The sequence below is a fragment of the Streptococcus sp. SCPM-O-B-23252 (M501) genome (assembly GCF_058200355.1).
On the sequence record NZ_JBYQGS010000004.1, the window covers coordinates 73,473 to 87,064 of the forward strand.

The window sequence follows — 13,592 nt, forward strand, 5'->3', positions numbered from 1 at the left end:
AAAAATGACAAAAATATTATTTATGGGAACGCCTGATTTCTCAGCTACAGTCTTAAAAGGCTTGATTTCTGATGAATGCTATGAGATTCTAGCCGTTGTGACCCAACCAGATCGGGCAGTTGGCCGGAAAAAAGAAATCCGAATGACGCCAGTAAAAGAAGCGGCTTTAGAAGCAGGCTTGCCAATCTATCAGCCGGAGAAACTATCTGGAAGCCCAGAACTAGAAGATTTATTGGCTTTGGGAGCAGACGGGATCGTCACAGCAGCCTTTGGACAGTTTTTGCCGAGTCGTTTGTTAGAGGCGATGAAGTTTTCTGTCAACGTGCACGCTTCTCTTCTTCCAAAATACCGTGGTGGAGCGCCTATTCATTATGCCATCATGAATGGGGATAAAGAAGCTGGTGTGACCATCATGGAAATGGTCAAAGAGATGGATGCTGGAGATATGATTTCTTCTCGCGCCATCCCTATTTTAGAGGAAGACAATGTGGGAACCCTATTTGAGAAATTGGCTCTTGTCGGTCGGGATCTTCTTTTAGAAACTCTGCCAGCTTACCTTGCGGGAGAGCTTAAGCCCCAACCGCAGGATCCCCAACAAGTCACCTTCTCTCCAAATATCAAGCCAGAAGAAGAACGCCTGGATTGGACACGAACCAACCGTGAACTCTTTAACCAAGTTCGAGGCATGTATCCTTGGCCAGTTGCCCATACCTTATGGAAGGGTGAACGCTTTAAGATTTACCAAGCAAAACCGTGTGAAGGTCAAGGAAAGCCAGGAGAAATTTTAGCTCTCCATAAAAATGAAATCGTTGTTGCGACGGGTGAGGGAGCCTTAGCTTTGACCCTTGTTCAGCCAGCCGGTAAACCCAAAATGCCTGTCGGAGATTTCTTAAATGGTTTAGGACGACAACTGCAAGTAGGTGATCAATTTGGTAAATAAGATGCAGACTGCACGAGGGGTGGCCCTATCTACTCTAGGAGAGATTTTCCAGGACGGTGCTTTTTCAAATATCGCTCTCAAAAAATCCTTGGGCAAGGCAACCTTGTCAGATGTGGATAAAAGTCTAGTAACCGAAATCGTCTATGGGACGGTTTCACGCAAACTAACCTTGGAATGGTATCTATCGCACTTTGTCGCTGATCGGGACCAGGTAGATCCCTGGATCTATCATCTTTTATTGATGAGCCTCTATCAGTTCGTCTATCTGGAGAAGATTCCTCCCCATGCTGTTGTCCATGAAACAGTAGAGCTTGCTAAGCAACGGAAAAAGGGGAGCGAAAAATATGTCAATGCTCTCTTACGGAAAATGCTACGAGAGGAGCTTCCATCAATTGACCAGATAAAACGAATCAACAAACGACTTTCAATCCGCTATTCTCTTCCGGTTTGGTTGGTGAAAAAGTTGATGGACGAGTATGGTGAAGAACGGGCCATTGCGATTTTTGAGAGTCTCTATGTTCGCAACAAGGCCAGTGTTCGTGTTGTCGATCTGGATCAAAAAGAAGACATCAAGGAGCAATTGCAGGCTTCGGATTCTTTATTGGCTTCAACTGCCCTCGTAAAGGAGAATGGCTATTTTGCGGGCTCTGATTACTTCAAACAAGGGAAATTAACCATTCAAGATGAGACCAGTCAATTGGTCGCTCCGGCTTTAGAGGTCCAACCATCAGACCAGGTCTTGGATGCCTGTGCAGCACCTGGGGGCAAGACCACCCATCTAGCTTCTTATCTAGTTGATGGGCAGGTTACAGCGTTGGACTTGTACGATCATAAGCTCCAATTAATTCAGGAAAATGCGGAACGTCTGGGAGTTGCAGATAAAATCCAGACAAAAAAACTGGATGCCAGCAAGGTGTTTGAAGCTTTTGGAGCGGATGCCTTCGATAAAATCTTGGTAGACGCCCCTTGTTCTGGGATTGGTTTGATCCGCCGTAAGCCAGATATCAAGTACAATAAAGACAATGCTGACTTTGCGTCTCTACAGGCGATTCAATTGGAAATATTGGATGGAGTTTGTCAAAGTGTGCGGAAAGATGGTATAATAGTCTATAGTACATGCACAATTATAGGAGAAGAGAATTTTGATGTGGTTGACCAGTTTTTAGAAACCCATCCAAATTTTGAACTCGTGCCATTAGATCATGAACGAAAAGATATTCTGAAAGATGGCTGTATTTTAATTACACCAGAATTGTATGGAAGCGACGGTTTTTTTATTAGTCGTTTTCGAAGAATATCGTAATCTCAGGAGGATACGGACAGTATGGAAATTTCTATCTTAACCGATGTAGGTCAAAGACGGACAAATAACCAAGACTATGCAAATCAATATAAAAATAAAGCGGGAAAATCCATGGTTTTTCTAGCTGACGGGATGGGGGGGCATCGTGCTGGTAATATTGCTAGCGAGATGGCTGTTACCGATCTCGGCGCTGCTTGGGTAGCGACTGAAATCAGCACCATTAACGAAGTCAGAGAGTGGTTTGCGGAGTATCTGGAAAAAGAAAACCAGCAGATCCATCGCATTGGTCAAGATGAAGAACATAAAGGAATGGGAACAACTCTCGAAGCTGTTGCCGTTATTGATGACCAAGTCTTATTTGCGCATGTAGGGGATTCCCGAATTGGACTCGTGCGTAATGGGGAATACCATCAATTGACCAGTGACCATTCTTTAGTAAACGCCTTGCTCAAGGCAGGACAGATTACGGAAGAAGAGGCAGCTCATCATCCCCAACGCAATATCATCACCCAATCCATTGGACAAAAAGATGAATTGCAGCCGGATTTTGGTATGGTTACGGTTGAAGCGGGAGATTTCATTGTTATCAATAGTGATGGATTAACCAATATGATCTCTGGCGATGAAATCCGTGATATCGTTGTCAGTGATTTATCGATTGAAGAAAAGGCAAAAACCTTGATTCGCTTTGCGAATAATGCTGGCGGTTTGGACAATATTACAGTTGTACTGATTCGCTTTGCTGAGGAGGATATGGCATGATTCAAATCGGCAAAATTTTTGCCGGACGATATAAGATAATCCGCCAAATCGGGCGTGGAGGAATGGCAGATGTCTACCTCGCTCGGGATTTAATCTTAGATGGTGAAGAAGTTGCAGTTAAAGTACTGAGGACCAATTACCAAACAGATCCAATTGCAGTTGCTCGCTTCCAACGAGAGGCCAAAGCGATGGCAGATTTGGATCATCCAAATATCGTTCGGATCACGGATATCGGTGAAGAAGATGGCCAACAATACTTGGCGATGGAATATGTCGCTGGTTTGGACTTGAAACGCTATATCAAAGAAAATGCTCCTCTCTCAAATGAAGAAGCTGTTCGCTTGATGGGGCAAATCCTTCTTGCTATGCGCTTGGCGCACACGCAAGGCATTATTCACCGTGATTTGAAACCTCAAAATGTCCTTTTAACATCGGACGGAAATGCCAAGGTTTCTGACTTTGGGATTGCAGTAGCCTTTGCAGAGACCAGTCTCACCCAGACCAACTCTATGTTGGGTTCGGTTCATTATTTATCACCAGAGCAAGCCAGAGGATCGAAGGCTTCTATTCAAAGTGATATCTATGCAATGGGGATCATTTTCTACGAAATGCTGACGGGTCATATCCCTTATGATGGGGATAGTGCAGTGACCATTGCGCTGCAACATTTCCAAAAACCACTTCCGTCCATCATTGAAGAGAACAAAAATGTTCCGCAGGCTTTGGAAAATGTGGTGATTAAGGCCACAGCAAAGAAACTATCCGATCGCTATAAGTCGGTAGCTGAAATGTATGTCGACTTGTCAAGTTGTCTATCTTATGAACGCCGTAATGAGAAAAAATTAGTCTTTGATGACGCTTCAAAAGCGGATACCAAGACCTTACCAAAGGTGAACGTGGTTCCAAAACCGGCTCCACTTCCAACATCGGAAGCTCGTCCTGCAGTTCATGAGGACCGACCAGTGGCTTCAGAGGATCGAACAGCTCCAGTTTCTCCAAAAAATAAACCACGTCGTCGTTTGCGGACGCGCTACAAGGTCTTGTTTGTCGCCCTAGCTTTGGTACTAGCTGCCTTTGCCTTTCTTCTTTACATGAGTCCAGCCAACAAAACAGTTCCGGATGTATCTGGAAAAACGGTAGCAGAAGCTCGGGCTATCATTGAAGATCAGGATCTTCAAGTGGGAGACGAAAAAGAAGAATACAGTGATTCGGTGCTGGAGGGCTATGTAATCCGTACCAATCCAAATGCAGGAGCTCAGAAAAAGGAAAACAGCAAGGTTGATTTGGTTGTCTCGAAAGGGCCAAGCACCTTTGACATGCCGGACTATACTGGTAGGTCTAGAGAAGATGCGGAAAACGATCTGAAAACCACCTATAAGCTTTCTAGCAAGCTCATTTCGATTGAAGAAGTCGAGACCAATGAAGTGGAGCCAGGAATCGTGCTTGAGCAATCTCCTGCTGGTGGTCAAAAATATGATTTGACTTCTAATACCAAGGTTGTTCTGAAAGTATCGAAGGAAAGTAATTCGATTGAGTTACCAAGTTATGTTGGTTCTAATTATGAATTTGCTGTCTCTAATCTCGTACAGATTTACGGGGTGAAGGAAGCAAATATTGAACGGAAGACCACATCGCATCTGCCGGACGGAGTAGAAGTCTTACCAGGTCATATTGTGAGTCAGACTCCAGAAGCTCAATCGAGCATCGATATTAAAAAGACTCGCATTGTCTTAACCGTATACGAACCGAAAACAGAATCATCAAGTAGCACGAAAGCTTCAAGTAGTTCATCAGAAAGTTCAACCTCTACAACTGTAGAATCCCATTCCAATACGGAACCTTCGGCTACTACTGAACCAGAATCTTAACATGATGACCTTATAAAACCAGACCCGATCGGTCTGGTTTTTTTAGTAAAGAGAGAGTTGGAATGAATCCTTCTAGAGGCGGAAGCGAATCCTTTAGAATTTTGATAAAATAGAATGGAGAGGTTCAATTATGTGGAAGATTCAATTGTTTGTGTTTGTTGAAGCTTTGTTACTCACCATGGCTGCAATCACTATTTTGGCGGGAAATATATCTCGTATTGTCCTAATCGTGGTTCTGTGCTTGCTCCTATTGTATTATTACATTGGAAAACAGCGGAGTAATTTTCTTTTAGTGGCATCCAGCATTCTGCTGTTTTTTATTGTCATGTTAAATCCTTATGTCATTGCTGCGCTTTTGTTTGCTGTTGTCTATGCCATGCTGGTGGCTTATCCCTATTTTTACCGTGAAAACGAAGAAGTGAAGATAGATTATGAGGAAGATGTAGAAATCCGACAAGAGAAAACGCCTTGGATTGGGGATCTGCATCATTTTTCAAAGGTAAACTGCCATTTTCGTGATTTAACGATTACTCGTTTAGTGGGGCGGGATACGATCCATTTAGACGAAGTGATTGTTGTGAATCATGACAATGTCATCATCATGAGAAAGATGTTTGGCAATACGAAAATTATTTTACCGGTGGATGTGGAGCTGAGCTTGCAGGTGAATACCTTATATGGAGAATTGCGTCTCTTCTCTCAAAAACCTAGAAAATTGAGAAATGAGACAGTAAGCATGGAGACACCGAATTATCGAAGTTCCCATCGAACAGTGAAGCTTGTTATTGCGGGGATTGTAGGAGATGTGGAGGTCGTCAGAGGATGAAACGAACAGACTATCTTTTAATCTTCCTTTATACGGTTTTAATTCTAGCTGTTATTATCCATTCAATCTTTGGGCTCTTTGACTTTCAGTGGACTTATCTATTGGAAGATTTATCCAAACTGCGTGCTTTTCTGTTTATTGGTTTTGGTTTGACGGTTGCTCTGACTATTTTGATGATTCTATTGATTAAATTGATTCAATTTACAATCATGAATACCGTCCAAAAAAACCTGAGAAACTTGCTCGAAGGCAAGAAGCTAAAACTCGGAGAAAACAAAGAGATTAATGAAGAGTTTCAACGCTTGGATCGTAAGCTCAAACGCCTGACAGAAAATTTGCAACGAACAGAAAATCGGGTCATGCAAAATGAAGAAGAGATTGTAGAAAGAGAACGACGGCGAATTGCCCGAGATCTCCATGATACAGTGAGTCAAGAATTATTTGCAGCTAATATGATTTTGTCTGGTGTAGCCAGTCAGGATCAAGTTCTTCAACTGCCTAAAGTAGGGCAACAGTTGAAGGGGGTCACAGAAATTCTAAACACCGCTCAAAATGATTTGCGGATTCTCTTATTACACTTGCGGCCGACAGAATTAGAAGGTCGAAACTTGGTAGAAGGTCTCCAGGTGATTTTTAGAGAACTACAAGAAAAGAGCAATTTAGAAGTATACTTTGAACACAATGTTCAAAGACTCCCTAAAACAATTGAAGAGCATATTTTTCGTATTGTGCAAGAAGTAGTGAGCAATACACTGAAACATGCCCATGCGAAGCGCTTGGATGTTTATCTGTTGCAAACAGAACAATCTCTCCATCTGAAATTAGCAGATGATGGAGTGGGATTTGATCCAGAATCTTTGGGTGAACTAAGTTACGGTATGAAGAATATTCAGGATCGAGTAGATGACATGGCAGGAAGGATTAAGATTTTGACCAGTCCCAAAAAGGGAGTGGCTATTGATATTAAAGTGCCGTTAGTAGAAGGAGAAGATGATGAAATTATTACTAGTAGATGATCATGAAATGGTCCGATTAGGATTGAAAAGTTATTTAAGTATGCAAGACGGGATTGATCAAGTCTTAGAGGCCAGTGATGGTCAAGAGGGTGTTGAGTTAGCCTTAAAGGAGCGACCAGATGTCATCATTATGGATATTGTCATGCCCCATATGACTGGGATTGAAGCGACACTCGCAATCCTAAAGGAGTGGCCAGATGCAAAAATATTGATCCTGACCTCCTATTTGGACAATGAAAAAATCTATCCTGTCTTGGATGCGGGTGCCAAGGGCTACATGCTCAAAACGTCCAGTGCAGAGGAAATTTTACGGGCTATTCGCAAGGTGGAACAGGGAGAGTTGGCAATTGAGACGGAGGTCAGCCAAAAAGTAGAGTATCGGAAAAACCACGTGGAACTCCATGATGACTTGACCGCGCGTGAACGAGATATCTTGGCTTTGCTAACCAAGGGATATGAAAATCAACGGATTGCCGATGAGTTATTCATTTCATTAAAAACGGTCAAGACCCATGTGTCGAATATTTTGTCAAAATTAGAAGTGAGCGACCGTACTCAGGCAGTGGTCTATGCCTTCCAGCATCACTTGGTTTCTCAGGAAGATTTTTAGTCAAAAACATGCTATAATAGACAGCATACTGAATGGAGACCCACATGGATGCAAAAACACGCTACAAAGCAAAAAAGATTAAAATAGTATTTTTTGATATTGACGATACCTTACGAAATGTTGAGACCGGCTATGTTCCGGCTTCGGTCACCAGAGTATTCTCTCAATTACGAGAAAAAGGAATTTACACAGCCATTGCTAGTGGAAGAGGGATTTTTGGAGTTCCAGAAGAAATCAAGGCTCTCCAACCCGATTTCTATGTCACTCTGAATGGTTCCTACGTGATTGATCGTAAGGAGCATGTCATTTATGAAGAAAGGGTACCAAATCCACTTGTTCAGGACTTTATTGCGTGGGCTAAGCAGGTAGGGATTCATTATGGTTTGGTTGGGAGTCATCAAGCAGCTCTTTCGACTCGGACAGAAGAGATAAGTCGGGCTATTGACCCCATTTATCCAAAGCTACCAGTAGATCTTGATTTTGCTGCCAAACATCCCATCTATCAGATGTGGACTTTCGAGACTGGTAAAACAGTTGATGCCCTACCTGAGAATTTGGAGCAAAAATTGCGTTTGGTTCGCTGGCACCCAATCTCATCAGATGTTGTCTTGGATCAGCAATCAAAAGCTCATGGTGTCTCAAAAGTAGTCGAAAAATTGGGATTCAAACCAGAAAATGTCTTAACATTTGGGGATGGATTGAACGACTTAGAACTATTTGACTATGCTGGTTTAGCGATTGCCATGGGGAATGCCCAGGATGCATTAAAAGCTAAAGCAGATTATGTCACAAAAAATTTAGAAGAAGATGGCATCTTACATGCCTTAGAGGAGTTAAAAATGGTTGAAAAAGAATTGCATTTACCACAAACAAAAATGGATCAAGAAACAGGACCAATTGCGACGATTCATACCAACTATGGAGATCTGAAGATTCGTCTCTTCCCTGAACAAGCTCCGAAAACAGTGGCAAATTTTATTGCACTTGCAAAAGATGGCTACTACAATGGAGTGATTTTCCACCGCATCATTAAAGATTTCATGATCCAAGGTGGGGACCCAACTGGAACAGGTATGGGTGGAGAATCCATCTATGGAGAGTCTTTTGAAGATGAATTCTCAGAAGAGTTGTACAATATCCGTGGTGCGTTATCCATGGCCAATGCCGGTCCAAATACCAACGGTAGTCAATTCTTCATCGTTCAAAACCAACACCTTCCTTATTCTAAAAAGGAAATTGCCCGTGGTGGTTGGCCTGAAGCTATTGCAGAAATTTACGCAGAAGAAGGAGGGACTCCTCATTTGGACCGTCGTCACACAGTTTTCGGTCAGTTGATGGATGAAGCTTCTTATCAAGTATTGGATACAATTGCGGCAGTTGAGACAGGTGCCATGGACAAACCTAAAGAAGACGTGGTCATGGAATCGATTGACATTGAGGGAGAGGCATGAGAATCGGGGATAAACTCAAGGGTGTTGTGACAGGCTTGCAACCTTATGGAGCCTTTGTTGAATTAGAGACAGGGGTAACCGGTTTGATCCATATTTCTGAAATCCGCAGTGGATATATCGACAACATTCATGATATCTTAAAAATTGGGGATCAAGTTTGTACTCAGGTTATTGATATAGATGAATACTCTGGGAAGGCTAGCTTGTCCCTTCGAGCCTTAGAAGCTGGGAACAGAAAGCATTTTCGCCATCATCGTTTTTCAAATGATCGCCATAAGATTGGTTTTACTCCTTTAGCCAAACAATTACCGATTTGGATTAAAGAAAGTAAAGAATTTTTGAGTGACACTAGTCAAGGAAAATAAAAATTTATTTCTGCAGATAGAAAGAAAAGAGGCTACATCGTAGCCTCTTTCTTATTCTTGATCAAAATCGTAAAGGGTAGTTGAAAGGTAACGTTCCCCATTATCCGGTGCCAAAGCCAAGACTTTTTTACCAGCTCCAAGCTCTTTAGCGACTTCAATTGCTGCATAGATAGCGGCGGCAGATGAAATTCCAACTAAGAATCCTTCTTTTCCACCAATGTAGCGACCTAATTCTAAAGCTTGTTCAGAAGTGACGCGGATTACGCCATCATAAGAATTGGTATCCAACGTTTCTGGAATGAAACCTGCTGACAATCCTTGGATTTTATGTGGTCCAGGTTTTTCACCAGAAAGAATCGCTGATTCATCTGCTTCGACTGCATAGACTTGGACAGCTGGGTTAACTTTTTTCAAGGCATGAGAAACACCTGAAATAGTTCCACCAGTTCCAACACCACTGACGTAAGCATCCAATCCATTTGGTCCGAAAGCTTCTAAAATTTCTTGTCCTGTTGTTGCTTCATGGACTTCTGGGTTGGCGCTATTGTTAAATTGGAGGGGAAGGAAACCGTTTCGTTCTGCAGCGATTTCTTCTGCTTTAGCAATAGCTCCTTTCATTCCTTCACTACCTGGAGTTAAGACAAGTTCTGCTCCATAAGCTTGAATGATTTTTCGACGTTCAACACTCATGGTTTCAGGCATGACGATAACGACTTTATACCCTTTGGCAGCCCCGACCCATGACAAACCAATTCCTGTATTTCCGCTGGTTGCTTCAACGATAGTAGAACCAGGCTGAAGAAGTCCATCTCGTTCTGCTTTTTCAATCATGCTAAGAGCAATCCGGTCTTTAACAGATGACCCAGGGTTGAAGGCTTCTAATTTAACATAGACATCAGCAACCCCTTCAGGTACTAGGTGATTCAATTTTACAATAGGTGTTTTTCCGATTAATTCTGTAATATTTTGATAGATTGGCATACGATATACACTCCTTTGTTAGTGTATCTAGTATACCGCCAGTAAGAAGGTTTGTAAAATATAAAAAAGCTATCGATGCGATAGCCTTTTTTTATAACGGGATAGGAACTTCCACTTCCTTTAATCCCTGATCACTAATCTCAACTTTTCCATGGTAAAAATCAATCAGGTCCGCAATCACATCCTCTTTTTGCTCTTTATCTACATAGATCAGACTAAAGACAGCATCGGTGAAGTCTGTCTGGTATTCTGTTAATTGGTGAGCGGATAAAAAGTTCGCAAACTCTTGGTATTGGGGATAAGTCAAGCTAATCCCTAGACCAACCTGCTCTTTGATCTCAACGAGACCGATTTCTTTCACCGCTTGTGCGACACTGCCAGCATAAGCGCGAATGAGTCCACCGGCTCCAAGCTTGATGCCTCCAAAATAACGAGTGACAACGCAACAGACATTGGTCAGTTCGTGGTTCTCTAAAACACCAAGCATGGGCACGCCAGCAGTCCCACTAGGTTCGCCATCGTCACTAGTCCGTTTAATTTCAAATTGCTCTCCAATGACAAAAGCAGAACAATTGTGAGTTGCCTTATAATGTTCCTTCTTGATAGCGGCTATAAAGTCGCGAGCTTCCTCTTCAGTATAAACTCGTTTAACATGGCAAAGAAAGCGGGATTTTTTAATTTCTTCTTGGACGAGACCGTCCTCTTTAAAAGTCTTGTATTCCATACATTTATTTTACAAAAAAACTCTTAAAACTGCGAGCTTTTACGAATATATAAGTATGAAACTTGAAGATTGTTATGGACGTTTGTTCACCCAAGACCAACTGGAGGATGACCTGCTTGAGCAGGCTCAGCAACTACCAGCTATAGTGCAGGAAAAGACGGCGTTGATTTGTAATCGGTGCGGAACCCAGATTGATAAGGCTAGATGGAAACTACAGATAGGAAGCTACTATTGTAGAACCTGTATTCAATTAGGAAGAGTTAGGAGTGACCAAGCACTCTACTACTTTCCCCAACAAGCCTTTCCGCAAGAAGAAGTCTTAAGATGGCAGGGCACCTTAACTCCCTTTCAAAGTCGGGTTTCCCAGGAGTTGGTTCAATCCTTGACAGAAAGCAAGCCAATGATGGTACACGCGGTAACAGGAGCAGGTAAAACGGAAATGATGTACCAAGTGGTGGCGGAAATGATTAAAAAAGGGACATGTGTATGCATTGCTACACCAAGGATTGACGTGTGTATTGAATTGTATAAACGGATGACGCTGGACTTTTCCTGTCCCATCTCCTTGTTGCACGGTGATTCAGATCCTTATTTTCGAACGCCTCTTGTCATATCCACTACTCATCAACTACTAAAATTTTATCAAGCTTTCGATCTCCTCATAATCGATGAAGTCGATGCCTTTCCTTTTGTTGACAACCCCGTTCTCTATCATGCAGTTTCAAATGCCGTAACCAAGAATGGGAAGCTCATTTATTTGACGGCTACCTCCACAGAAGAATTGGATAAAAAGGTCAAAAAACAGGAGATAAAACGCGTTAGTCTACCTAGACGCTTTCATGGTAATCCCCTTGTGGTCCCTAAAAAAGTATGGTTAAAAGATCTACGTAAAAAAATAGAAAAGAAACAAGTGCCAACGAAGTTGCTCAAGCTAATAAAAGAACAACGGAAAACCTCCTTTCCCCTGATCCTATTTGTATCAGAAATCGAATTAGGAGAAAAAATCCTCAGTCTATTAAGAAGGGCCTTCAAGAATGAGATCATCGAACTGGTAACCTCAAAAACGGATAATAGGTTGGAACTGGTAGAAAAATTTCGCAATCAAGAAATCACTATACTTGTGTCAACGACCATTCTCGAACGGGGGGTCACCTTCCCTAAAGTAGACGTGTTTGTGATTGAGGCCAACCATCGATTGTTTACCAAGAGCGCTCTGGTTCAAATCGCAGGTCGTGTGGGAAGAAGTATGGAAAGACCCACAGGGGAATTACTATACTTGGCAGAAGGTAGTAGCAAAGAGATGACGCAAGCTATTAAAGAAATAAAAGAAATGAATCGGGAGGCAGGTTTTTGAGTAATTGTTTGCTATGTGATGAAGAGATTTCCAATCAAGAATCCTTAAAGAGCCTGATCCTAATGAAAAAGGATAATCCAACAATGTGTGACAACTGTAAAAACAAGTTTGACCCAATTAGTGAAGCTAGTTGCAAGACTTGTTGTAAAAAAAGCACAGAGACTTTTTGTGAAGATTGCCAAGAGTGGAAACGAAAAGGAAAGAAGGTAAACCATAGAGCGCTTTACTATTATAATGAAGAAATGAAGGAATATTTTCAAAGGTACAAATTTCAAGGTGACCAATTGTTAGCTTGTCTCTTTGCTGAAGAAATGAAGGCAGAGCTAAAAAAATATAAAGGCTATACCATAGTTCCCATACCTTTGAGCGATGAGAGAAAAGAGAAGAGAGGCTTTAATCAAGTAACAGCCATATTAGAATATGCAGGGATTCACTATCAAGACCTATTGAGAAAAAAGGATACAAAGGCCCAATCACAAAAAAATAAAAAGGAAAGATTGAAAGCAGAACAAGCCTTTGAACGAATAGAGCCAGAAAATCAAAGCTGGCCTGAGAATATAGTGATAGTGGATGATATCTATACAACAGGAGCAACCATCGAAAGAGCCAAAGAAATGTTAATTGTAAATGGGGTGAAAGAAATAAGATCTTTTTCATTAGCAAGATAGAATAATCAAAAATATATTTGCAAAAACAAAATGAAAGCGTTATAATATAGATATAAAAAGAAAAACGTTTAGAAAGAAGGTACTTATATGATTAAATATAGTATCCGTGGTGAAAACCTAGAAGTAACAGAAGCCATTCACGACTACGTCGTTTCTAAACTCGAAAAAATTGAAAAATATTTTCAAGCAGAGCAAGAATTGGATGCCCGCGTAAACCTAAAAGTTTATCGTGAAAAAACTGCAAAAGTTGAGGTCACGATTCCACTTGGTTCCATTACACTTCGTGCAGAAGATGTTTCTCAAGATATGTATGGATCAATCGACTTGGTAGTTGATAAGATTGAACGTCAAATTCGAAAGAATAAAACAAAAATTGAAAAGAAAAATCGTAGCAAATCTGCAACCAGCAAAATCTTTACAGACGCTCTGGTTGAGGAAAGCGTTGCTCTTGAAAAAGTTGTCCGCACAAAAACGATTGACATTGAACCAATGGAACTAGATGAAGCCATTCTACAAATGGAACTATTGGGACATGATTTCTTCATCTACAAAGATGTGGAAGATAATACAACAAATGTTATTTATCGTCGCGAAGATGGAGATGTAGGACTTCTTGAAGTCAAAGAAAAATAAGCTAATACACTAAGAAAGCTCCTGTAGAACATACAGGAGCTTTCCTATGTTAAAGGAAGATAAAGTTTCTAAATAAAAAAACAACAAAAAA

The 13,592-nt window shown here is 41.5% G+C and carries 14 protein-coding genes; 12 read left to right on the forward strand and 2 right to left on the reverse strand.

Annotated elements, in window-relative coordinates; translation table 11 throughout:
- The first annotated feature begins 4 nt into the window (after nt 1-4).
- The 9 genes from fmt (at nt 5) to AC3E6G_RS08730 (ending at nt 9,141) form a co-directional block, all read left to right on the forward strand.
- The gene (gene fmt, locus AC3E6G_RS08690) at nt 5-940 is read left to right on the forward strand and encodes a methionyl-tRNA formyltransferase (RefSeq protein WP_048789437.1); all 936 of its coding nucleotides are present in this window, start codon (nt 5-7) and stop codon (nt 938-940) included.
- Nucleotides 930-2,243 (forward strand): 16S rRNA (cytosine(967)-C(5))-methyltransferase RsmB, encoded by a 1,314-nt coding sequence (gene rsmB, locus AC3E6G_RS08695; RefSeq protein ID WP_125336199.1) that lies wholly within the window; start codon nt 930-932, stop codon nt 2,241-2,243. The genes fmt and rsmB overlap by 11 nt, the downstream gene beginning before the upstream one ends.
- A 21-nt stretch (nt 2,244-2,264) precedes the next feature.
- On the forward strand, nt 2,265-3,005 hold the full coding sequence (locus AC3E6G_RS08700; protein WP_048691932.1) for a Stp1/IreP family PP2C-type Ser/Thr phosphatase: 741 nt from the start codon (nt 2,265-2,267) through the stop codon (nt 3,003-3,005).
- Nucleotides 3,002-4,873, forward strand: coding sequence for a Stk1 family PASTA domain-containing Ser/Thr kinase (gene pknB, locus AC3E6G_RS08705; RefSeq protein ID WP_125336200.1), 1,872 nt, complete (start codon nt 3,002-3,004; stop codon nt 4,871-4,873). Before AC3E6G_RS08700 ends, pknB begins: the two co-directional genes overlap by 4 nt.
- Nucleotides 4,874-5,003: 130 nt before the next feature.
- A complete protein-coding gene (gene liaF / locus AC3E6G_RS08710) occupies nt 5,004-5,699 on the forward strand; it encodes a cell wall-active antibiotics response protein LiaF (RefSeq protein WP_048691924.1) in 696 nt (231 codons plus the stop codon).
- Entirely contained in the window at nt 5,696-6,715 is a 1,020-nt protein-coding gene (locus tag AC3E6G_RS08715) for an envelope stress sensor histidine kinase LiaS (protein WP_125336201.1), read from the forward strand. Before liaF ends, AC3E6G_RS08715 begins: the two co-directional genes overlap by 4 nt.
- Nucleotides 6,693-7,325, forward strand: coding sequence for a response regulator transcription factor (locus tag AC3E6G_RS08720; protein ID WP_048789433.1), 633 nt, complete (start codon nt 6,693-6,695; stop codon nt 7,323-7,325). Before AC3E6G_RS08715 ends, AC3E6G_RS08720 begins: the two co-directional genes overlap by 23 nt.
- Nucleotides 7,326-7,369: 44 nt before the next feature.
- On the forward strand, nt 7,370-8,776 hold the full coding sequence (locus AC3E6G_RS08725; RefSeq protein WP_048789432.1) for a bifunctional Cof-type HAD-IIB family hydrolase/peptidylprolyl isomerase: 1,407 nt from the start codon (nt 7,370-7,372) through the stop codon (nt 8,774-8,776).
- Entirely contained in the window at nt 8,773-9,141 is a 369-nt protein-coding gene (locus tag AC3E6G_RS08730) for a S1 RNA-binding domain-containing protein (RefSeq protein ID WP_048715304.1), read from the forward strand. The genes AC3E6G_RS08725 and AC3E6G_RS08730 overlap by 4 nt, the downstream gene beginning before the upstream one ends.
- Before the next feature lie 51 nt (nt 9,142-9,192).
- Here the strand turns inward: AC3E6G_RS08730 and cysK are convergent, their stop codons facing one another.
- Nucleotides 9,193-10,122 (reverse strand): cysteine synthase A, encoded by a 930-nt coding sequence (gene cysK / locus AC3E6G_RS08735; RefSeq protein WP_048789431.1) that lies wholly within the window; start codon nt 10,120-10,122, stop codon nt 9,193-9,195.
- A 91-nt stretch (nt 10,123-10,213) separates the two neighbouring features.
- Entirely contained in the window at nt 10,214-10,846 is a 633-nt protein-coding gene (locus AC3E6G_RS08740; protein ID WP_048789430.1) for a YigZ family protein, read from the reverse strand.
- A 55-nt stretch (nt 10,847-10,901) separates the two neighbouring features.
- Here AC3E6G_RS08740 and AC3E6G_RS08745 point away from each other — a divergent pair, with 55 nt between their 5' ends.
- The 3 genes from AC3E6G_RS08745 (at nt 10,902) to hpf (ending at nt 13,501) form a co-directional block, all read left to right on the forward strand.
- Nucleotides 10,902-12,200 carry an ATP-dependent helicase ComFA gene (locus tag AC3E6G_RS08745; protein ID WP_048789429.1) on the forward strand — a complete coding sequence of 433 codons (1,299 nt, stop codon included), beginning with the start codon at nt 10,902-10,904 and terminating at the stop codon, nt 12,198-12,200.
- A 62-nt stretch (nt 12,201-12,262) separates the two neighbouring features.
- The gene (locus AC3E6G_RS08750; RefSeq protein ID WP_082162662.1) at nt 12,263-12,868 is read left to right on the forward strand and encodes a ComF family protein; all 606 of its coding nucleotides are present in this window, start codon (nt 12,263-12,265) and stop codon (nt 12,866-12,868) included.
- A gap of 87 nt (nt 12,869-12,955) precedes the next feature.
- Nucleotides 12,956-13,501 carry a ribosome hibernation-promoting factor, HPF/YfiA family gene (gene hpf, locus AC3E6G_RS08755; protein ID WP_006596830.1) on the forward strand — a complete coding sequence of 182 codons (546 nt, stop codon included), beginning with the start codon at nt 12,956-12,958 and terminating at the stop codon, nt 13,499-13,501.
- Nucleotides 13,502-13,592 lie beyond the last annotated feature (91 nt).

Bases quoted from the DNA above. Each gene is read 5' to 3' on its own strand.
- AC3E6G_RS08725 (WP_048789432.1), top strand. From the start codon at position 7,370: ATGGATGCAAAAACACGCTACAAAGCAAAAAAGATTAAAATAGTATTT.
- hpf (WP_006596830.1), top strand. From the start codon at position 12,956: ATGATTAAATATAGTATCCGTGGTGAAAACCTAGAAGTAACAGAAGCC.
- AC3E6G_RS08720 (WP_048789433.1), top strand. From the start codon at position 6,693: ATGAAATTATTACTAGTAGATGATCATGAAATGGTCCGATTAGGATTG.
- cysK (WP_048789431.1), bottom strand. From the start codon at position 10,122: ATGCCAATCTATCAAAATATTACAGAATTAATCGGAAAAACACCTATT.
- AC3E6G_RS08715 (WP_125336201.1), top strand. From the start codon at position 5,696: ATGAAACGAACAGACTATCTTTTAATCTTCCTTTATACGGTTTTAATT.
- AC3E6G_RS08750 (WP_082162662.1), top strand. From the start codon at position 12,263: ATGAAAAAGGATAATCCAACAATGTGTGACAACTGTAAAAACAAGTTT.
- AC3E6G_RS08740 (WP_048789430.1), bottom strand. From the start codon at position 10,846: ATGGAATACAAGACTTTTAAAGAGGACGGTCTCGTCCAAGAAGAAATT.
- pknB (WP_125336200.1), top strand. From the start codon at position 3,002: ATGATTCAAATCGGCAAAATTTTTGCCGGACGATATAAGATAATCCGC.
- fmt (WP_048789437.1), top strand. From the start codon at position 5: ATGACAAAAATATTATTTATGGGAACGCCTGATTTCTCAGCTACAGTC.
- AC3E6G_RS08730 (WP_048715304.1), top strand. From the start codon at position 8,773: ATGAGAATCGGGGATAAACTCAAGGGTGTTGTGACAGGCTTGCAACCT.
- liaF (WP_048691924.1), top strand. From the start codon at position 5,004: ATGTGGAAGATTCAATTGTTTGTGTTTGTTGAAGCTTTGTTACTCACC.
- AC3E6G_RS08700 (WP_048691932.1), top strand. From the start codon at position 2,265: ATGGAAATTTCTATCTTAACCGATGTAGGTCAAAGACGGACAAATAAC.
- AC3E6G_RS08745 (WP_048789429.1), top strand. From the start codon at position 10,902: ATGAAACTTGAAGATTGTTATGGACGTTTGTTCACCCAAGACCAACTG.